General features: G+C 47.8%; 17 protein-coding genes. 11 read left to right on the forward strand and 6 right to left on the reverse strand.

The annotated features are described in order from the left end of the window. Window positions 1-60 precede the first annotated feature (60 nt). The 6 genes from rsxB (at window position 61) to AKL11_RS15275 (ending at window position 7,105) form a co-directional block, all read left to right on the forward strand. Entirely contained in the window at window positions 61-642 is a 582-nt protein-coding gene (gene rsxB, locus AKL11_RS15250; RefSeq protein ID WP_067518975.1) for an electron transport complex subunit RsxB, read from the forward strand. After that, entirely contained in the window at window positions 639-2,939 is a 2,301-nt protein-coding gene (rsxC, locus tag AKL11_RS15255; RefSeq protein WP_253705214.1) for an electron transport complex subunit RsxC, read from the forward strand. Before rsxB ends, rsxC begins: the two co-directional genes overlap by 4 nt. A 195-nt stretch (window positions 2,940-3,134) precedes the next feature. After that, window positions 3,135-4,235: an electron transport complex subunit RsxD gene (gene rsxD, locus AKL11_RS15260; RefSeq protein WP_067518977.1), complete on the forward strand. Its 1,101-nt coding sequence runs from the start codon at window positions 3,135-3,137 to the stop codon at window positions 4,233-4,235. 3 nt (window positions 4,236-4,238) lie between these two features. After that, complete coding sequence (rsxG, locus tag AKL11_RS15265; RefSeq protein WP_067518979.1) at window positions 4,239-4,961, forward strand: electron transport complex subunit RsxG; 723 nt, start codon at window positions 4,239-4,241, stop codon at window positions 4,959-4,961. After that, a complete protein-coding gene (locus AKL11_RS15270; protein WP_067518981.1) occupies window positions 4,951-5,691 on the forward strand; it encodes an electron transport complex subunit E in 741 nt (246 codons plus the stop codon). The genes rsxG and AKL11_RS15270 overlap by 11 nt, the downstream gene beginning before the upstream one ends. A 97-nt stretch (window positions 5,692-5,788) precedes the next feature. Beyond that, the gene (locus tag AKL11_RS15275) at window positions 5,789-7,105 is read left to right on the forward strand and encodes a hypothetical protein (protein ID WP_067518983.1); all 1,317 of its coding nucleotides are present in this window, start codon (window positions 5,789-5,791) and stop codon (window positions 7,103-7,105) included. Window positions 7,106-7,116: 11 nt separating this feature from the next. Here the strand turns inward: AKL11_RS15275 and pgl are convergent, their stop codons facing one another. Then, window positions 7,117-7,821: a 6-phosphogluconolactonase gene (gene pgl, locus AKL11_RS15280; protein WP_067518985.1), complete on the reverse strand. Its 705-nt coding sequence runs from the start codon at window positions 7,819-7,821 to the stop codon at window positions 7,117-7,119. Between the two features lie 146 nt (window positions 7,822-7,967). Here pgl and ptsG point away from each other — a divergent pair, with 146 nt between their 5' ends. Beyond that, a complete protein-coding gene (gene ptsG / locus AKL11_RS15285; protein WP_067518987.1) occupies window positions 7,968-9,401 on the forward strand; it encodes a PTS glucose transporter subunit IIBC in 1,434 nt (477 codons plus the stop codon). A 53-nt stretch (window positions 9,402-9,454) separates the two neighbouring features. Here ptsG and crr read toward each other — a convergent pair whose 3' ends face one another. From crr to gap, 4 genes are all read right to left on the reverse strand, one after another. Continuing rightward, the gene (crr, locus tag AKL11_RS15290; protein WP_067518989.1) at window positions 9,455-9,961 is read right to left on the reverse strand and encodes a PTS glucose transporter subunit IIA; all 507 of its coding nucleotides are present in this window, start codon (window positions 9,959-9,961) and stop codon (window positions 9,455-9,457) included. A gap of 147 nt (window positions 9,962-10,108) precedes the next feature. After that, window positions 10,109-11,089, reverse strand: coding sequence for a 6-phosphofructokinase (pfkA, locus tag AKL11_RS15295; RefSeq protein WP_067518991.1), 981 nt, complete (start codon window positions 11,087-11,089; stop codon window positions 10,109-10,111). A gap of 268 nt (window positions 11,090-11,357) precedes the next feature. Then, the gene (pyk, locus tag AKL11_RS15305; RefSeq protein WP_172807300.1) at window positions 11,358-12,794 is read right to left on the reverse strand and encodes a pyruvate kinase; all 1,437 of its coding nucleotides are present in this window, start codon (window positions 12,792-12,794) and stop codon (window positions 11,358-11,360) included. A gap of 354 nt (window positions 12,795-13,148) precedes the next feature. Further along, complete coding sequence (gene gap / locus AKL11_RS15315; protein ID WP_067519731.1) at window positions 13,149-14,159, reverse strand: type I glyceraldehyde-3-phosphate dehydrogenase; 1,011 nt, start codon at window positions 14,157-14,159, stop codon at window positions 13,149-13,151. A 1,125-nt stretch (window positions 14,160-15,284) separates the two neighbouring features. On the opposite strand from gap, the gene AKL11_RS15320 reads away from it, so the two are divergent. Next, window positions 15,285-15,575 carry a hypothetical protein gene (locus tag AKL11_RS15320; RefSeq protein WP_067518997.1) on the forward strand — a complete coding sequence of 97 codons (291 nt, stop codon included), beginning with the start codon at window positions 15,285-15,287 and terminating at the stop codon, window positions 15,573-15,575. A 95-nt stretch (window positions 15,576-15,670) separates the two neighbouring features. Here the strand turns inward: AKL11_RS15320 and adhE are convergent, their stop codons facing one another. Further along, window positions 15,671-18,283 carry a bifunctional acetaldehyde-CoA/alcohol dehydrogenase gene (gene adhE / locus AKL11_RS15325; RefSeq protein ID WP_067518999.1) on the reverse strand — a complete coding sequence of 871 codons (2,613 nt, stop codon included), beginning with the start codon at window positions 18,281-18,283 and terminating at the stop codon, window positions 15,671-15,673. A gap of 823 nt (window positions 18,284-19,106) precedes the next feature. Here adhE and fbaA point away from each other — a divergent pair. From fbaA to AKL11_RS15340, 3 genes are all read left to right on the forward strand, one after another. Next, on the forward strand, window positions 19,107-20,180 hold the full coding sequence (gene fbaA / locus AKL11_RS15330) for a class II fructose-bisphosphate aldolase (protein WP_067519001.1): 1,074 nt from the start codon (window positions 19,107-19,109) through the stop codon (window positions 20,178-20,180). A 193-nt stretch (window positions 20,181-20,373) separates the two neighbouring features. Then, window positions 20,374-20,745, forward strand: coding sequence for a hypothetical protein (locus tag AKL11_RS15335; protein WP_067519003.1), 372 nt, complete (start codon window positions 20,374-20,376; stop codon window positions 20,743-20,745). 92 nt (window positions 20,746-20,837) lie between these two features. After that, window positions 20,838-21,248: a hypothetical protein gene (locus AKL11_RS15340; RefSeq protein WP_067519005.1), complete on the forward strand. Its 411-nt coding sequence runs from the start codon at window positions 20,838-20,840 to the stop codon at window positions 21,246-21,248. The last annotated feature ends 173 nt before the right edge of the window (window positions 21,249-21,421 follow it).

Consider the following 21,421-nt stretch of genomic DNA (forward strand, 5'->3'; position numbering starts at 1 on the left):
ACGAATTTGATAGAAATGACAACTCTTGTAAGAACAACGATGGGGCAGGTGCGTTAATCCATGGAGATTGTGTTTTACGCCATTGGCGCCCTGCTGGCTCTCGCCCTGATTTTCGGGGCGATTCTGGGTTTTGCTTCTGTCCGCTTCAAGGTCGAAGGCAACCCGATTGTTGACCAGATCAATGAAATCCTTCCCCAAACCCAGTGTGGCCAATGCGGTTATCCCGGCTGTCGCCCTTATGCCGAAGCCATTGCCAATGGCGATGCTATTAACAAATGCCCACCGGGTGGTCAGGCCACAGTCAACACCCTGGCCGATTTGCTGGATGTAGAAGCCGAACCCCTGGATGCCGAGGGCGGCGCAGAACCGATTACCAAAGTGGCCTTTATCCGTGAAGATGAATGCATCGGTTGCACCAAATGCATTCAGGCCTGCCCGGTGGACGCCATCCTCGGTGCCGCGAAACAAATGCACACCGTCATTGTGGATGAATGCACCGGCTGCGATCTTTGCGTAGAACCCTGCCCGGTGGATTGCATTGATATGCTTCCCGTTGCCGTCACCACACGCACCTGGAGCTGGGAGTTGCCAAACCCAAATAGCAGTCTTATTGCTACGGATCGCAGAGGTCAGACTGTATGAATGCGATGTTCAACAAAACGTCTAACAGTATTGAAACGACAACTGACGTAATTGCCAGCTCCGAACGCAAAATCTGGCCTTTAGTGGGTGGTGTTCACCCTGAAGAGAATAAACATCAATCTACCGGTCGGCCTATTGGTTTCCCGCCAATACCGGCACAACTGGTTCTGCCGCTGTCACAGCATGCTGGCGCACCCGCCGAACCACTTGTGTCCGTTGGTGATTCTGTTCTGAAAGGGCAGATGATCGCCCGAGCCAATGGTTTTGTCAGTGCGTCGATTCATGCGCCCACGTCCGGCACCGTCATCGCCATTGAGAATCGGCGAATTCCCCATGTATCTGGTTTTTCTGATCTCTGCATCGTACTGGAAAGTGATGGTGACGACCGCTGGCGTGAATTAACGACTGTGGCTGATTATCACGCACTGTCACCAGAAGATCTGGTCAACAAAGTGCGTAATGCTGGCATTAGCGGCCTTGGTGGTGCCGGTTTTCCAACCGCCATCAAGCTGGCGCCCAGCTCACCTATCAATACACTGATTCTTAATGGTACCGAGTGCGAACCCTATATTACCGCCGACGATATGTTGATGCGGGAACGAGCTGCTGCGGTCATTGAAGGTGCGGAAATACTGCTGCACATGATCGGCGCCACAGAGTGTCTGATCGGTATTGAAGACAATAAGCCAAAAGCCATTATTGCTATGCAGCAGGCCGCTGCTGGCAAAAACATTCACATTGTCGTTTTCCCTACGGTTTACCCATCCGGCGGTGAAAAGCAACTGATTCAGATTCTTACGGGTCAGGAAGTACCTTCAGGAAAATTGCCAGCTGATTTAGGCATTGTCGTACAAAATGTAGGTACCGCCGTTGCGGTGAAAGAAGCAGTGATTGATGGAAAACCATTGATCTCGAGAATCACCACACTGACCGGCGATGCATTAGCTGCACCACAAAATGTGGAAGTATTGATTGGCACACCGGCTGCCGATCTGCTCCGCCATGCAGAATTAAACGACGCTCAACTCTCCACCCTTGTTTTTGGTGGACCGATGATGGGCTTCGGTGTGGACAGTCTGGATATTCCAGTCATTAAAACCACCAACTGCCTGATTGCCGGAACCGCTGAAGAGTTCCCTTCAGCACCGGATGCACAAGCCTGTATCCGCTGCGGCCACTGCGCCGAAGCCTGTCCATCGTCATTACTGCCACAACAGCTTTACTGGCATGCGAAGGCTGAAAACCATGACCAGCTGATGCACCACAATTTATTCGATTGTATTGAATGTGGTGCTTGCGCTTTCGTGTGTCCGTCGTCTATTCCATTGGTGCAATACTATCGCGCATCCAAAGGCGCCATTCGCACTCAGGAAGCCAAACACGCTAAAGCCGAACGCTCCAAGGTGCGCTATGAAACCCGACTGGCTCGACTGGAGCAGGATAAGGCAGAGAAAGAAGCCAAGCGCAAAGCCAATGCCGAACGCGCCGCTAAACTGAAAGCTGCAAAAGCCACTGATCAACCAGCGGACAGCAAAGGCGAAGAAGATCCCATTCAGGCTGCCATCGCCCGAGCCAAAGCTCGCAAAGCAGCCACTGCTCAGGGTGCTACCGCAGCACCGACGCTTACAGCGGCAAAAACTGAACTCACCAGCCAGCAGAAAGAGCTGAAAATTCAGCTGTCCATGGCTAAGGCTCAGGTAAAGAAAACCGAGCGCGCACTGTCGGCAGCAGAATCGTCTGGCACTGGGGATACAGTGCAATTGACGTCCAACCTTGCCATGCTTAATGAGCAGGTGGATAAGCTACAAAAAGAATTTGATCAAAGCACTCTGCCAACCGCTCAGCCAGAAAAGCCAGAGAAGGCAGCGAAGCCAGCACTCTCTGATGAAGAGAAAAAACGCAAGGTCGAGCTTGCCATGGCCAAAGCGGCGCTGAAAAAAGCAGAACGAGCCTTGGCTGCAGCCCTTGAGCACGACAATGAGACAACCGAATCGTTACAACAAGCAGTAGCAGAATGCCAAAGCAAAGTGAACGCTCTGGCGGCAATACCGGAAGCACAATCTGAATCGAAAAACGACACCGGTCATCCGGTAGCCAAAAAACCAAAACCTACGCTCAGTGATGTCGCGAAGAAGCTGAAAATCGAAGTCGCCATGGCAAATGCTGCTGTTAAAAAGCTACAGCGGGCAATGGCCAATGCCGGCGAAGATGAGCAAGTGGAGCTACAACAGAAACTGGCAGATGCAGAACAGAAGGCTGCTGATGCAAAGCAGGCGCTGGAGCAGCTACCTGAATGATAAACAAGAACCTAAACCACTCATTCCCATGCTCCAGAGGTTGTCGCAAAACTCCGGAAACCTCGTTCCCATGCTCCGCGTGGGAATGCATACCCCTTAATTTCCATAGAGACAGACGTATGGGTTCCCACGCAAAGCATGGGAACCAGTACTTTTACGACAACCTCAATAGCACGGGAATGAGGCTGGCATTAAATGGCTTTGATTAACAGCAGAACTTCCAACAAGCCGCTGGCGCCCATCAGCCAGCGGGCACGGGATACCTCTCCCCATACCCTTGGCCAGAACAGTACCCAACGGGTGATGGCACTGGTTATTATGACCACGGTGCCCGCACTGGTTGCTCAAACCATCTTCTTTGGTTGGGGCACTCTGATCAATGTAATCTGGTGCTCTCTCATTGCCATGGGCTGTGAAGCGCTGGTGATGACACTTCGTAAGCGACCAGTGTCTTTTTATCTGAAAGATTGCAGCGCTCTGGTCACCGGCCTTTTACTTGGTTTGGCCTTGCCACCTTTCGCACCCTTTTGGCTTTCTCTGGTGGCAGTGTCTTTCGCTATGATTATTGCCAAGCATCTTTATGGTGGCCTTGGTCAAAATCCCTTTAACCCGGCCATGGTCGGTTATGTGCTGGTGCTGATTTCTTTCCCTCAGGAAATGACCAGCTGGCTGCCACCTTTAGGCGTCGAGGGTTACAACAACAGCCTGAGCAATGCCTTATTCACCATTTTCCCGTTCGGTCAGGGAATCGAAGTTGACGCGATCAGTACCGCTACGGTGCTGGATGTCATGCGGGAAAACAAAAGCCTGACCATGGATGAACTGTGGGCCGCCAACCCGGTATTTGATGGTTTCGCAGGCCGCGGCTGGATGTGGGTAAACCTCGCTTACCTTGCGGGCGGCGTCTTTCTGATCTGGCGAAAAGTGTTCACCTGGCATGCACCGGTGGGCATGCTGGCAGCCATTGCGGTGATGGCTTTTCTGTTCTGGGGAGGCACTGGTTCAGACAGCCATGGCTCCCCGGTGTTTCACCTACTCAGTGGTGCCACCATGTTAGGTGCTTTCTTTATTATCACTGATCCCGTCAGTGGCGCCACCAGTAACCGTGGTCGTCTGATTTTCGGCGCCGGCGTCGGCATTATGGTTTATGTTATCCGTGCCTGGGGCGGTTATCCTGACGGTGTCGCTTTTGCCACACTACTGATGAACATGGCCGCACCGACCATTGATTACTACACCCAGCCACGCACTTATGGTCATAGCAAGGCCAACAAAGGCTTGCCAGGAAAGGATTGATGCATGAGTGACGACCAGATTCCTTTAAAAGACGCCACACAAAACTCTGCTTCTGTAAAAAATGCTGTGTTCACCAGTATTATCCGCAACAGTTTCGGACTGGGTTTATTTGCAGTATTTACTGTTGGCCTGATTTCCATCACCTGGATTTTGACCCAGGAAAAAATTCAGACACAGGTTCGCGCCTATGAAGCCAGAGCACTGATGGAAATCCTGCCCCAGAAAACCCACGACAATGTTCTTGTTGATTCCAAAACAACGCTGGAGCCGTCCAGATTATTGTCCAGCCAGACAACAACGGAAGCTTATGTGGCGCTGAATAATGGCGAAGTCTCTGCCGTGATTCTGCCGGTGATTGCACCGGATGGTTACAACGGCCGAATTGATCTGCTTGTGGGCATTAAGCGTGATGGCAGCCTCGCAGGTGTGCGAGCAGTCACTCACAAAGAAACACCGGGGCTGGGCGATAAAATCAACACCAATGTTTCCGATTGGATTCTCGGCTTTGCCGGAAAGTCTTTGAACCAGCCAGCAGCAGAGGGCTGGGGCGTAAAAAAAGATGGCGGTGAGTTCGACCAGTTTACCGGAGCAACAATCACGCCGAGAGCCGTCGTGGCTGCCGTACATCGGGCGCTGACCTATTTTGACACTCATCAAAAGCATTTACTGAATCCTCGGAATATCCAACAGCACAGCATCAGTGAGGAACCAAACCATGACCAATAACACTGACACTGCTGCCACCAGCACCACCGCCTTACTGGCCAAAATCGCCAAAGACGGTCTGTGGAAAAACAACCCGGCTCTGGTTCAGTTGCTGGGTCTCTGTCCGTTACTGGGTGTTTCCAGTAGCGTGGTCAATGCCCTTGGTCTTGGCATCGCCACTATGTTGGTGGTCATGGGTTCCAATATTGCCGTCTCACTTATACGGCATCAGGTCACCGATGCGATTCGCCTGCCGGTGTTTGTAATGATCATTGCGTCGTTCACCACCTGCATCGAACTGTTAATGCAGGCTTACACTTACGAGCTGTATCGAATTCTGGGGATATTCATTCCGCTGATCGTGACCAACTGTATTATCCTTGGTCGTGCCGATGCCTTTGCCTCCAGAAACCCGGTTCTGCCGGCTGCTTTTGATGGTTTTATGATGGGCAGCGGTTTTGCTGTCATTCTCCTACTGCTTGGTGCTATGAGAGAACTGATTGGCCAAGGCACTTTATTTTCAGGTATGGATCTTCTGCTTGGCCCTATCGCCGCTGACTGGACCATCACCGTCTTCCCGAATTACAAACAATTTCTGTTTGCCATTCTCCCCCCAGGTGCCTTTGTTTTTATGGGTTTTCTAATTGCGATCAAAAATATTATTGATCGCAGAATGGAAGAACGTAACAAACAACGACAACCTACGGAGCTTAAAGAAAGCCGCCGGGTTCGGGTGACCGGAAATATTTAGCGTGGAACTAAATCTTGACTGATTGGTCTGTTTAATTACGGCACGCTTTACTGCGTATGTGCTGTGATTAAACATCCACTCAGTAGAGATTTACAATATGTACCCCAACTATTCCACACCACCCACGCCAGCCACATCACCTTCATCACCACGTTCACCCTCGCCTATTAGCCAAGAAAATTGCACAGAACAAACTGGCGACGCAAACAACAGTCAATCAGTAGAAACAAAGCAAGCCAGCACACTAGACAAAACACATGCACTCCTTTTACAGCACGAATCCACCATTAGTGGCGCTCTTGATTTGGCAAAGCTACTGGCCGAATTTTTCGAGAAGCCACTCCCTGAGCAACTGAACGAACTGAGTAGTCTCGGTATTGATACAGAGACAGCACCACAAAACCAAATAAGCTCACTTGAAACAACGGTAAAATTGCTCGATGTTTATTTTCAGGAAAGCCCATTAAACAGGCAGGCTGGAGGAAATAATATCGAACGCTGGCAGGTAAAAGATCAAAAAGAGAAACTCCAACAACTTGACAGTCAACAGCAAGAACGACTACGTGAGGCTCTTAACAATCTTAATCTAGCCTCTGACATCACTTCGCCAATCACAGAACAAACCAACGTAATCCTTCCTGGTGCCGCTATTCCTCGAATGCTGCTGCGCCCGGAATTTGCCCTGAAACAAAATAGCGATAACGCAGTGCCAAAGAGCATCATCTGCCTTGGTGCTTCGCGCCCATTAAATGCCGAAATTGATTTTATTACTGTGCCAACTAGAAACCAGCAGCTATTTGAAAAAATTGACTCCTATGTTGATGCATTCAGCGATAAGCTCGGCACTGAAAAAACAGAGGCCCATGCTCAAATGGCATTGATGGATATGTTGCGTGAGGAAAACCCGGATTCATTTTTGTCAAAGCAGACCATTCATATGGGGTTTACTGGCGGTGTTACCTATAAAACCCAGACACTCACAAAGGAAGGTAATTATCAGCTTGCAAATAATGAAACTACGGGGCGAGCCAATACTGAGGCCACCATCGTGACCGCCCTGCACACGCTTAACCAACTATCAGCAGACAACGAAGAGCAAGAGCTCTTATTGGTTAGCAACCAACCACATATAACCGCACAACAACTTGCCACTGAAAGAGTAGCGGCATTAGAGCCATACAAAGACTCTGCCATCACCGTTCATGCCTGCGGAGATAAGACAGCACTTGATACAACTGACCAGCTATTCAGCGGTATTGATTCGGTGAGAAAATCGATTCAACTGTTAAACCCTGAATACCATGTAACCACCAACTGGGTTAAAGGCAAAGAGCCAGAAATTCTGATGTTTCGTTCACCCAAGGCCGGCGAATGGGAATGCCTTGCTCCAACAGAAAGCGGGATCACTGTTTAAAACAAGTGCCACTAAGGGCTCCAATAAACATCAACCGGCACCTCCGATTGCCAAAATACTGCTGACACTGGCGTATTGATGTAATCGGAATTGTTAAGCGCTCTGCGATAAACGTCCATTTTTTCATCCCCGGTAATAAGCAGAATAATGGACGTTGATTGCAATAAGCCATGCAAGGTTAACGACATTCGCTCAAGGTTGCCGCCAAACACATCACTTGGCTGAGCCTTGATATCGGCACACAACTTCTTGCTTTTCAACGCATATTCCAGCCCATGAGATTTTGGAAATAATGAAGCGGTATGACCATCAGCTCCCATGCCAAGGATTGTCAGATCAAAGGGCTGACTGATTTTCTGATACGCTTGCTCGCAATGCTCTAGCCCATCCTTTGCAGTAACCGCATCATTCTTCATGCCAATAAACGTTGCCTGAGCCGCACAGTTTTTCAATAAGCTTTGTTTAATGAAAGCAGCATTACTGGCCGGATCATCCTCTTCAACCCAACGCTCATCCACAAGCGCTGCCGTTACACTCCCCCAATCCAAATCAATCACTGATAGCGCTTCATACAAAGGACGCGGTGTACTGCCACCAGAAAGTAACAAACTAACATCGCCTTTTATTTTAAGAGCAGATTCCAAAATACGCTGACAATGCACTGTCAGAACCGTAAACATTTCATGTCGACTGTGAAAAAAGTGCTCTCTGATCATCCATACGCTTCCTGTTGTCGCTGCCGGTGTTTGTCAACATAGTTCCCATGAGCAAAGCACATAGTTGGTCTATCCTTGTTACTTAATCCTATCAGTAAAGACCTTTCAATTATCCCCTTCACATTTTCATCTCTGGAGTTTCCCTCATGGTTAAAAGCGCATTTGGCACGCTGCAGAAAATCGGCAAGGCATTAATGCTGCCTGTTGCCGTGCTGCCCGTTGCCGGTATTCTACTTGGCGTTGGCAGTGCCGGTTTCTCGTTTATACCTGAACTGCTTTCGAACATCATGGCTCAGGCCGGCGGTTCCGTGTTCAGTAACCTGCCGATTATTTTTGCCATTGGTACCGCCATCGGCCTGACGGAAAACGATGGTGTTTCTTCCGTGGCGGCTGTCGTTGGTTTTGCCATTATGCTCGGCACTATGGGCGTGATGGCAAACCATTTGGGTCTTGAGCCATCGGTAGTGATGGGGATCAGCACCATCGATACCGGTGTCTTTGGTGGGATCATTGTCGGTATCCTCGCTGCCAAGATGTTCAACCGTTACTACAAAATCCAGCTACCTGAATACCTGGGTTTCTTTGCAGGCAAGCGGTTTGTTCCCATTATTACCGGTGTCTCTGCCATCGTTCTGGGTGTATTGCTCAGCTTTATCTGGCCACCGATCCAGTCACTGATAAATGCATTTTCTCACTGGGCGGTTACTGAAAACCCTGAAGCGGCAGGTTTTGTTTATGGCTTTGTTGAACGACTACTGATTCCTTTTGGCCTTCATCATATTTGGAACGTACCTTTCCAAATGGAAATGGGCGAGTTTATAGACGCCTCTGGCACAGTATTTAATGGTGATATTGCCCGCTTCTTTGCCGGTGATCCAACCGCCGGCTTTTTAGCTGGCGGCTATTTGTTCAAGATGTTTGGTCTTCCTGCGGCTGCGATTGCTATCTGGCATTGTGCTAAACCAGAAAACAGAGCCAAAGCCGGCGGCATTATGGTGTCTGCCGCATTGACCTCTGTGCTGACGGGTATCACCGAACCCATCGAATTTTCATTCCTGTTCGTTGCCCCTGTGCTCTATGGCATACACGCCATTCTGGCCGGAATGGCTTTTGCCATTACCAACTATCTCGACATCAAAATGGCCATGTCATTTTCCCATGGCCTGATTGATTACGTGTTGTATTTTGGCATCGCGACAAAGCCGGTCTGGATTTTGATTCTTGGTGCACTCTATGCAGTGTTGTACTACGTCATTTTCCGGGTGTTGATCACCGCAATGGATTTGAAAACACCAGGCAGAGAAGATGAAAGTGAAACTCAAACCAAGGTTGAAGCCTCATCAGATTTAGCGGTTGATTTAATCAAAGCCTTCGGAGGAAAAGACAACATTAAAAACCTGGATGCCTGCATTACACGACTTCGGGTCACGGTAAATAATACCGAGACTGTGGACGTGGATCGTATCAAACAATTAGGCGCTACCGCCGTTGTTGTGGTCGGTCAAAATATGCAAGCCATTTTTGGTCCTAAATCGGACAACATCAAAACCGACATGAGTGAGGCAATGAGAAGTATGTGATCAAAATCAGAGGCTCCTTTCTGGAGCCTCTGACGCAAATGCTTTCTTGTGTATTACTTGATAGAAACCGTCATTAGCAGATCTTTGCCCGCCTCAACGTTTCCCGACTCCTTATGGATATGACTGACATCATCCATATTTGAAATCACCACCGGCGTAATCACACTTTTGGCCTTTTCTCTGAAGAAAGGAAGATCGACTTCGATAATCGGATCTCCCGCACGAACCTTCTGCTCCTCCTGAGCAATTCGCTTAAAGCCCTCGCCCTTAAGCAATACGGTATCGATACCAAAGTGGACGAATAGCTCGACGCCGTTGGGTGTTATCATGCTGAAGGCATGATTGGTTTCAAAAATTTTGCTGATCACACCGTCACAGGGTGCAACCATTACATTGCCGGTTGGATCTATTGCAATGCCATCACCAACGACTTTATCCGCAAATACCGGGTCAGGCACTTCTTCTATAGGGACAATAACGCCCGTTATAGGCGACTTTAGTTCTGTACCCTGTTCAGCACTGAACCCCAGGTTTTTCTTTAAAGAATCAAGAATGCCCATCGTCGTTACCTGTCGTCTTTGTAACACCAACCCTTAAAAAGGGTCATGAAGAAGAGATATCAGAGGAGGCCTGCGCACCAGGCGGAGAAACAGAAAAGCCTCAATGATGAGGCTTTTCACATTATAGCGTGGATCTTTCGGAACAATTTATACAGAAACGATCTGAGCCACTTTCATCAAATGACTGTCGATCTGATTGTGCTTGCTGATCGCTCTTTCCAACGGCGTCTTTACAACTTGCTGATCACGAATACCCACCATAATACCACTGTCGCCATTCCGTAGTGCTTCAACAGCAGCAACACCCAGGCGACTTGCCAGCACTCGGTCAGAACAACTTGGCTTGCCACCCCGTTGAATATGCCCAAGTACGGTGACTTTTACTTCGTATTCCGGGAATTTTTCTTCCACAGCACGTGACAGTTCAAAAACACCACCGCAGCGATCACCTTCTGCAACAACGATAATGCTGGATGTTTTACCAGCACGACCACTCTTTTGCAGAGATTCCATAAACTGATCGACACTCTTTTCCTGTTCAGGGATCAGAATATCTTCCGCACCGGAAGCAATACCGGTGTTCAGTGCGATAAAGCCCGCATCACGACCCATCACTTCAATAAAGAACAGGCGATTGTGAGAGGTGGCGGTATCACGAATTTTGTCGATGGCTTCCACAACGGTGTTCAACGCCGTGTCATAACCGATGGTGTGATCGGTACCATAGATATCGTTATCGATTGTGCCTGGCACACCTACACAACGCATGCCGTGCTCTTCTTCAAATAGCATGGCACCGGTAAATGAGCCATCACCACCGATGACTACAATCGCATCCAGCTCCGCCGCCCTGGCGTTTTCAAACGCCTTGAGACGACCTTCTTTGGTGCGGAACTCCGCACTACGCGCAGACTTCAGGAAAGTACCGCCCAGGTTGATAATGTTGGCAACGGTACGGGCATCCGCCACTTCCATATTATTTTCGATCAGGCCTTTGTAGCCTTCCTGAATAACAACAGGAACAATTCCATAGTAAATACAGGCGCGAACGGTAGCACGAATGGCCGCATTCATACCGGGGGCGTCGCCACCGGAGGTCAAAACACCGACTCTCTTTAATTCGGTCATACCAGACTTCTCTCCTTCCAAATACCAGATGCTTATCGTCGTTTATATACCAATGGCGCTTTTTAATTATGGAGCGAGCAAGTTATTTTGGGCAACTGGACAAGGCGAAGAGACGAGTCATAGCCTTTACGCCCTGTGGGTGGTAGCTATGGCGAGGAACTTCAACGCTGATCCAGTCGGTCAAAATATCTGCGCAGCCCATAATTCAAAAGCAGAATTGGTATTAATAAGCACCGGCAAAAATCAGTGACGGTTAATCAGTCAACACTCAGCTTACTCTGATGATCTGCATTGTGTTGGTACCGCCTTCAATTTCCTGACTTTCACCTTTCGTCAAAATAATCTTATCACCAGCAGACAAAAGCCCACGTTCTTTCAGTACATCGATGGCACGGCCATTGACTTCCGGGCCATATTCCGTGCCGCTGTCAAAAGCCACCGCTTCAACGCCACGATAAAGTGCCACCCGGCGCTCAGTGGTTTCGTAACGGGTCATGGCAAAAATCGGAATCCGGGTATTCATTCGCGACATCCACAAAGGTGTGGCGCCACTTTTTGTCAGACAAACAATCGCCTTGATATCGTCCTGATGATTGGCTGCAAACATAGTGGCCTGAGCAATGGCTTCATCAACATGTTCAAACATGCCAATCTTGCGCTCGGTCATGTATCCCACATTATTCTGCTTCTCGGCTCCCAGACAAATGCGGCTCATGGCCTTAACCACTTCATCCGGGCGCTTGCCAGTAGCGGTTTCACCGGAAAGCATCACCGCATCCGTTCCATCAAGTACTGCATTCGCCACATCAAACACTTCTGCACGGGTTGGCTGAGTGTTATGGATCATGGACTCCATCATCTGCGTGGCGGTGATCACCGGCTTATTCAGACGACGGGCTTCGTTAATCATATGCTTCTGGGCGCCAATCAGCTCAGGATCGCCAATTTCCACACCCAGATCACCACGAGCTACCATAATGGCATCGGATGCCGAAATAACTTCGGCTAACAACCCGTGGTCGTTTGCTACTTCGGCACGTTCAATCTTTGAAAGGATGGCGGCATCACCACCAGCCTCCGTCAATAGACGGCGAGCTTCTTCTACGTCACTGGCACGGCGTACGAACGATACCGCCAGATAATCAACACCAATCTCTGCCGCCAACAGTATGTCTTCTTTGTCTTTTGCAGTCAGCGCTTCTGCAGACAAGCCACCACCTTGCAGGTTGATGCCTTTATTGTTGGAGAGCTCGCCACCATTAATCACTCGGGTGTTAATGCATGAACCATTGATGCTTTTGATCTCAAGGCTGATTCGACCATCATCCAACAACAGAATATCACCGACTTTACAATCATTCGGGAGATCTTTGTAGGCAAGGCCAACCTGAGTTTCATCGCCAACATCAATGGCAAGGCTGGCGTCCAGAATAAAATTGGCACCATCCGGCAAATGGATTTTGCCATTCTGGAAACGACCAATGCGGATTTTAGGGCCTTGCAGATCGCCAAGAATGGCCACCGGGCGATTCAAACGGGCAGCAATTTCACGGATGCTTTTTGCGCGAGCCTTATGATCTTCTGCTTCACCATGGGAGAAATTCAGACGGACGACGTTCACCCCGCCCTCGATCAGCCTCTGTAACTGATCATCAGACTCCGTTGCCGGGCCAAGGGTTGCTACGATTTTCGTGCGTCTGATCATGGTCATCCTCTCGCTTATAAACCTGTCGTTCTCGTGGGCAACACAGCTCCACAGAAATGTATACGGCAAGCGACAGGTGCTATTTATTACAGTTTTTCTACAAAGCTCTTATGCAAGAACCTATCAAAAGCCTCTGAAACAGAAGCATCTTAAAAACCTAGATAAAACAAAAGGTGAAAGTGTCATGAACGGTAAAGTATAGGAGCAACCTGTTCAAAACACCGCCTTCTCTTTGTTCTATCGTTTTCTTTTATCGTTTTCTTTTATCATGAGGCTCAGTCAAGGTTATCGACTAAACCAAGACAGGCTCGATAAACGAGCCTGTATGGATCAAAGCATCAAACAAAACGACAATTAGGCGTTCATCAGAGCCTTGGCAGTATCGAGCATACGGTTGGAGAAGCCCCACTCGTTGTCGTACCAGGACATTACTTTAACCAGATTACCCAGAACACGAGTCTGAGTCGCATCGAAGTTAGAAGAGAATGGGCTGTGGTTGAAGTCCATGGATACTAGTTCTTCATGGTTTACATGCAGAACGCTAGACATCGCAGGGGTGGACTTGGCAGCAGCAATAATAATCTCGTTAACTTCTTCAACGGTGGTTTCGCGGGCAGCAACGAAGCTCAGGTCAACCAGAGACACGTTGATGGTTGGTACACGAACCGCCATGCCGTCAAACTTGCCTTTCAGGGCAGGAACCACTTCACCCACAGCAGCGGCAGCGCCGGTAGCGGTTGGGATCATGTTCATGGCCGCAGCACGGGCACGGTACAGATCAGTGTGATACACATCGCTCAGACGCTGGTCGTTTGTGTATGCGTGGATAGTAGTCATCAGACCTTTATCGATGCCCAGAGCGTCGTTCAGAGGCTTGGCAATAGGCGCCAGACAGTTAGTGGTGCAGGAAGCGTTAGAAATAACGGTCATGTCTGCAGTCAGAACGTCGTGGTTTACGCCGTATACGACAGTGGCATCAACGTTAGAACCTGGAGCAGAGATGATTACTTTCTTGGCGCCGGCATCCAGATGAGGCTTGCAGGAATCCTTGGAACGGAATACGCCTGTGCATTCGAACACAACATCAACACCCAGAGCACCCCAAGGCAGCTTGGAAGGATCACGCTCGGAAAAGGTTTTGATTTCGTCACCGTTAACGAACATAGCACCTTCACCTTCTTCAACTTGCGCGTTGAAGCGACCGTGTACCGTGTCGTACTTAGTCAGGTGCGTGTTAATTTTGGTGTCACCCAGGTCATTAATGGCAACAATCTGGTATTCATCGCGACGACCGGCTTCGTAGAGTGCACGCAGTACGTTGCGACCGATACGGCCGTAGCCATTAATAGCAATCTTGATCATGATGTCTCCAATACCGTTAATCACAGCGGAAAACCGCTCTGCCCCTAGTTAAAATGATTTCATTCATGAATACAGCACTGTAAAAACACCTATAACAATTCACATAACAAGAGTTAATTAAATAGCTACAGGTTTTAACGGCGATTCACAGACTTTGTCCAACAATTCGCCCTGATTATTAACAGCATTATTCACATAAACTTCACATAAACATTTATGAAAGAATAAAATCACTTCACCAGATCAGCACTAACGCTACAGACAAGGGTTGATAAGCTAATGGTACGGAGTTAAATACATGTAGAACAAAACAACATATAACACATTATTTCACATCCGGATCAACCGATTGTCGAAGCCGCTGGCTTGAGCACGCTTGTAAACCAATAGTTTATCAACCATACGTCACCAGCTTGATATAAAGTGTGATCGAAAAAATGGGATTCAGCAAAGTCTTACAAGCCACACATAAAAAAACCTTGCAGTATTCCGTATCCGGTCTCGGTTTGAACTCAACAATCAGTGAATTCTGACTGTTTGATAGAAAAAATTCTTTCCTGAACCGGAAGCTCTATCAGCACCTTTACTTACAAGAATGATGCTTTTTGATGGCAGAAGAGTCAACCCTAAATTAAAGTCTTAATCTCTACTCCGGTGTTGGCCTATTTCAAAATATCATTATCATTTATTAACACTACTTTTATAGAAACATAAGGAATTTCAAACCCAGAATCCCAACCTCCTTCACCTAATCAGCATGAACAGAAATTCTGTTTTAGACATAATCTGTCGTAGTATAAAAATTACCTTCTAATAATAAGACGTTAGCCGCCTTTATAGATCTTAACGAAAGAAGTACCGGTATTTATATTCAAAACTAACATAGATTGATGCGTTTCATTTCTATCAAACTACAACAAAAGCAATAAATCGTTTACACATCGACCAGTCAATCACACGGTTTTTTCAAAGTTGCAACGTGCAAAATTAAAATGTAAATATTTTGTAAGCGAATACAGACTGCTCGCTTAACTCTTCCAAGAGCAAAAGATAATGCCGTAATAACCTCACGCACCCGATCAACAACTGGTAAGATATTCCAACCATCTGCCTACCAATTTATACACCATGAAATACCTATTACTCCTGATCACGTTCTCCACAGCGTCTTTTCTTCAGGCTGACCTTATCAGCTGCGATCAACAACAAACCGTTTGCGAGGCACAGTGCAAAGCCACCAGCCTGGTGACAGACAAAAACGAAAACACTTGCTCTGCACAATGCCTTGGTGAACGTACTGCCTGTGAATTGGAACAGAGCAAAGAAACAGCGGCAAAGTTAGCTGAAAAAGCCAAAGAGAACAGTCAGTCGTTGCTTGAGAAGGCAAAAGCCTTTTGGGATGGTCTCTCCGGCAAATAGTGGATTTTCTTCTAGCCAGAAACCTCAACAGCTAAAAAAATGACTCATCATTATTCACAGCCTGTGGCTGAACAAACCACAGGCTGCATCATCAATTACTTCCCGTAGTAAGCCTTCTCTAACAGTTCCTCTAACTCTGTAATCAGCGGCAGCCTAGGGTTAGCCGTTGTCGTCTGATCTTCAAAGGCATGATTAGCCAGCATGGTGATTTTGCTCTTGAACAGCGATTCATCAATACCGATTTCCTGCAGATTGGAAGGCATATCCAAGCGCTTCATCAAATCCCTTACCGCATTAGCGAGCGACTTAACCCCCTCTGCTGGTGTTTTTGCCGGTAAGCCCAACATCTTAGCAACTTCAGCGTATTTCTCATGGGCAATGTAATACTGATATTTCGGGAACGAAGCCACTTTGGCTGGGTTCGGGCAACCATTGTATTCAATCACATGAGGCAACAACACCGCGTTGGCGAGACCGTGAGAAATATGCAGCTCGTTACCGAGGTTATGAGCCATCGCATGGTTGACGCCCAGGAATGCGTTAGCGAATGCCATACCCGCCATACAGGAAGCGTTGTGCATTTTTTCCCGGGATTTTTTATCCGCCACTTCGTAGGACTGAGGCAGATAATCAAACACCAGTTGAATCGCCTTCATGGCAAGGGCATCGGTAAAGTCTGAAGCCATGATGGAAACATAGGCTTCCAGCGCATGGGTCAGTACATCGATACCGGTATCTGCTGCCACTTTTTTGGGAACCGTCAGCACCAGGTTTGGATCAATAATGGCGACATCCGGCGTCAATTCATAATCCGCCAGCGGGTACTTGGTTCCTTTTTCTTTATCAGTGATAACCGCAAATGAAGTTACTTCCGAGCCTGTACCAGAGGTCGTTGGAATAGCCACCAATCGCGCCTTTTTACCCAGCTTCGGAAACTTATAAACACGCTTGCGGATATCGAGGAACTTCTGCGCCATGCCCGCAAAGTCAGCATCAGGATGCTCATAAAAGAGCCACATACCTTTAGCAGCATCAATCGGTGAACCACCGCCCAGAGCAATCACCACATCCGGATTGAAGCGCGCCATTTCCCGGGCACCGTTACGCACGGTTTCCAAACTTGGATCCGGTTCCACTTGGTTGAAGATTTCAACCTGCACAGGTACCGAACGCTTTCTTAGGTGATAAAGAATTTTATCCACATAACCCAGTGACTGGATCACTTCATCGGTGACGATGAATACACGAGAGATGTCCTGCATTTTCTCAAGATACTGGAGGGAGTTCGCTTCAAAATAGATTTTTCTGGGAAGTTTAAACCACTGCATACTGACCCGGCGCTTAGCAACACGTTTAACATTAATCAGGTTCACTGCGGATACATTAGACGTTGTACTGTTACCGCCGTAGGTACCGCAACCCAGAGTCAAAGACGGCATATTGGTGTTGTAAATATCACCGATTGCGCCGTGGGTACTTGGGGAGTTAATAATGATTCGCCCGGCTTTCATGGCCAGAGAGAATTCATCAATAATCTGATTATCTTCCGCATGCAATACCGCGGAATGACCAAGACCGCCAAAGTTCAGCATTTGATCTGCCAGCTCAATGGCGTGCTTGGCATCCTTCGCTTTCAGTACACCAAGCACTGGCGATAACTTCTCTCTGGAAAGTGGAAACTCAGGACCAACGCCTTCTATCTCTGCCGCCAGAATGCGAGTATTTTCCGGTACTTTAATGTCCGCCAGTTCGGCAATATAAGAAGGCTTCATACCAACAATTTTGCTGTTCACATGGCCATCATGAATCACTACTTCAGCTAATCGTTTTGTTTCCGCCGGTGTCGTGAAATAAACATTCTGAGACTTAAGCTCTTTCACCACGTCTTTATAGATAGCCTGATGAACAATGGCCGCCTGTTCAGAAGCGCAGATCATGCCGTTATCAAAACTCTTGGACATGACCAGATCATTACAAGCCTGCTTGAGATCCGCAGACTGATCAATAATGCAGGGCACGTTACCGGAACCCACACCCAGCGCCGGCTTACCAGATGAATACGCCGCGCGAACCATGCCGGAACCGCCAGTAGCAAGAATGACGGCCACTTCCGGATGGGTCATCAGTTTTTGCGTGGCTTCAATGGAAGGGTATTCAACCCAGAGCACGCAATCTTCCGGCGCACCGGCTTCGACAGCCGCATCGCGCACAATGCGTGCAGCTTCACTGGAACATTTTTGCGCGGAAGGATGGAAAGCGAAAATAATGGGGTTTCGGGTTTTGGTAGAAATGATGGACTTGAACATTGTCGTAGAGGTTGGGTTCGTCACTGGCGTGACACCGCAGACAATCCCCACAGGTTCGGCCACCAGCATAAAGTCTTCTTCGGTGTTATCTTCGACGACACCGACCGTCTTATCGTACTTAATGGAGTGATAAACGTATTCGGTGGCAAAGATATTCTTGGTCACCTTATCTTCCAGAATACCCCGGCCAGTTTCTTCAACCGCCATACGAGCCAGCTCCATATGAGCGGCCTGCCCCGCTAAGGCCATGGCTCTGGTGACTCGATCAACATCTTCCTGAGTCAGAGAAAGAAACTTTTCTCTCGCTAGCTTTGCCCGATCAATCAAACCATTGATCTGAGCATCCACATCCTGAACCGCCGCTGCTTTTTCCACAGCTTTGCCCGCCGGTTTTTTCGCCATGACTGCTTCCTCTATTTAGTAACCAAGATCATTTAAAAAAACTGTCTGCATGTGGCCGCCCTTAAAAACACCCATAGGCGGATACTGGAATTCTGTTTAATAAACTGGCAACCATCAGGTATCGCAGAATGAAGATGCGACCCCAGACCTCTTTCGAGCAAACCCTGTTAAAGATAGTGCATAGTGCTTTGAAATGCCTGACCATTGTCATTTAATTACCGGCGAAAAATGCTGATCAAATTACGGAAATCCTGCCTTCCATTCAAAATCCAAACTTATGCTATAAATACATATAATCTGTCGTTTTATTATCTTTATGATCTGTTAAACATCAACTTGCGCTCATTACAGCACAAGAAATTCGTAATAATACCGACTCAAATCAAATAAAACCTATTGATTTTTTTCCGTAATACAACCAAACAAAATACGTCAGCAGTTGCTCGCAATCCTACAAAGAATGACAAAAAAACCAATACCCCTTAACACGACAGAATCCCTTTAATTAATTAAAACAATTAATCAATTAATAAAAAACCGAAAAAAACCCCAAAAAACACAACCTACAAAAAACAAAACAATCAGACAAAAACAAGAAGGAACAATCAAAAACACATCCGTTAAAGTTACACGTTTATATCAATCAATAAATGGGAAAATGCTTTTACCTGTTGTAACCTTTCCGTATCATAAGCATCCATTCAATACGTCTGACCCGGGATTACCGAAGCAACCCTTCTCCAACATGAGAACCACCTGCTGCATTCCGGGGCACATACGTGCATGAACACACAATCAGCCTTTGTTAAGGAAGGATAGGAATATGTCTCAGAAGATTCTGGATCTGGTAAAACCTGGTGTGGTTACCGGCGACGACGTTCAGAAACTCTTTGAAGCGGCCAAAGCGGGCGAATTCGCTCTGCCAGCGGTCAACGTTGTGGGTACTGACTCCATCAACGCCGTGCTGGAAGCTGCAGCCAACGTTAAATCACCGGTTGTTGTTCAGTTTTCTAACGGTGGTGCAAGCTTCTTCTCCGGCAAAGGCCTGAAAGTCGATCCTGCCGGCGCTATGGGCGCTATCGCTGGTGCCAAATATGTGCATGCCATTGCTGAAGCCTACGGCATTCCTGTTATCCTTCACACTGACCACGCTGCTCGCAAGCTGCTGCCATGGATCGATGCTCTACTGGACGCCGGCGAAGAATTCTACGAGCAACACGGCAAGCCACTGTTCTCTTCCCACATGATCGATCTGTCTGAAGAGTCTCTGGAAGAGAACATCGAAACCTGCGCCAAGTATCTGGAGCGCATGACCAAAATGGGCATGACTCTGGAATTCGAACTGGGCTGCACCGGCGGTGAAGAAGACGGCGTTGATAACAGCGACATGGATAGCTCCATGCTGTACACCCAACCAGAAGACGTGGCTTACGCCTACGAAATCCTGAGCAAAATCAGCCACCGTTTCACCATTGCCGCTTCCTTCGGTAACGTGCACGGTGTGTACAAGCCGGGTAACGTTCAGCTGACACCTAAGATTCTGGATAACTCCCAGAAGTTCTGCTCCGAGAAATTTGGTATTCCAGCCAAAGCTCTGAACTTCGTATTCCATGGTGGTTCCGGCTCTACCCTGGAAGAAATTCGTGAAGCGGTTTCCTACGGTGTGATCAAGATGAACATCGACACTGACACACAGTGGGCTTGCTGGGAAGGCGTTCTGAATTATTACAAAAAGAACGAAGACTACCTGCAGGGTCAGCTGGGCAACCCAGAAGGTGCCGACAAGCCAAATAAGAAGTTCTACGATCCACGGGTATGGCTGCGTGCTGGACAAGAGTCCATGATCTCTCGTCTGGAACAGGCTCACAGCGACCTGAACAGCGTCGACGTACTGTAAAACACTGTGAGCACCGGAGCTCTCCGGTGCTCTTCTTTCGATCTCTCTTAATCCCACCTCATTTCAAACAAACATAAGCCACCAGGCAATCCTTGTTATCCTCAAATCTGCGTTAATATCTCTGCATTTTTTGGCAGTTACGACAAACAGGGTCAACGGATTCACTCGTTTCCAATAACGTAAAGAGGCTGGCATGGACTTCCCCCACGCTTATCAGACAACACCTTTAAACACGACCAGCACTGACAACCCAGCCATAAAGAATCAGAATCTGAACACAGAAGCCTCCGTAACTTCTCAAAAAGTGCTGGGGAACCAAAGTGCCATATCTTCGAAGGCCTTGGTAGACGCAAAATATGCACTAAGGTTTAGTATGAATTTGCGTCACACCCAGCACTTTTTGAGAAGTTACAAGCCTCCTTACTCCATGGAGCGAACACCACTGCACCCCCATCTAGCAACTGGCAATCCCGAACGGTCAACTGGCTTGCTGATCATCCTAAAAGCGCTTGCGCACTTTTTGTTGGCACTGGCATTGTCATCGGCGCTGCTGGAGCCGGGTTAGCTATAATTGGAGCCGGAGGATTTATCGCCAAAGGACTTACCCAAAGGGAAATCACCCCAACAACCACGACCAATTTAATCACCAACCAACAAATGACGATTACTACCAATCCTATTAATACTACCAATCCTATCAGTACTACCAATCATCAAGATCATTTACATACCGTCATCCAGGGATCATTAAAAGCACGCAATCATAATTGCCATTGCCACATTGACCCTGAAAACGATTTAGCAAGTCTGATTAAGTTTGTGGATTGCGAATCCGGAAAAACACAGACCTGTAAAAATCTGAATATCAAGCTCACCCCCATCGCTGACATTATCCCAAGCAACCCACTTAATAATCAAACAGACCTGATAATAACAGCGGCATTGAACGAAACAGTTACGAAACTGAAAAATATTGTGCTGGGTCACCGAGATATCAAGAAAGGATTTTATGATCTGGAGGTTGAATACCAGATTACCTGCCTGCCAGCAATTCCCGCTCTTTCCTGAACCCTAACAGCTGCAAGATGTACAGAGGAGGTAGAAAAACACAGCCCGCACAATTCTTCGACTAAAATCACTGATTAATCAATCTTTGTCGTCGGTATAGTTATGGGTACGGCCATTCAGAAAAATATCAGACATTTCAGTGCGTCTTACTTGATAAAAACAGTGTCCGATTG

It is taken from the genome of Endozoicomonas ascidiicola, assembly GCF_001646945.1.
Taxonomy (GTDB): domain Bacteria; phylum Pseudomonadota; class Gammaproteobacteria; order Pseudomonadales; family Endozoicomonadaceae; genus Endozoicomonas; species Endozoicomonas ascidiicola.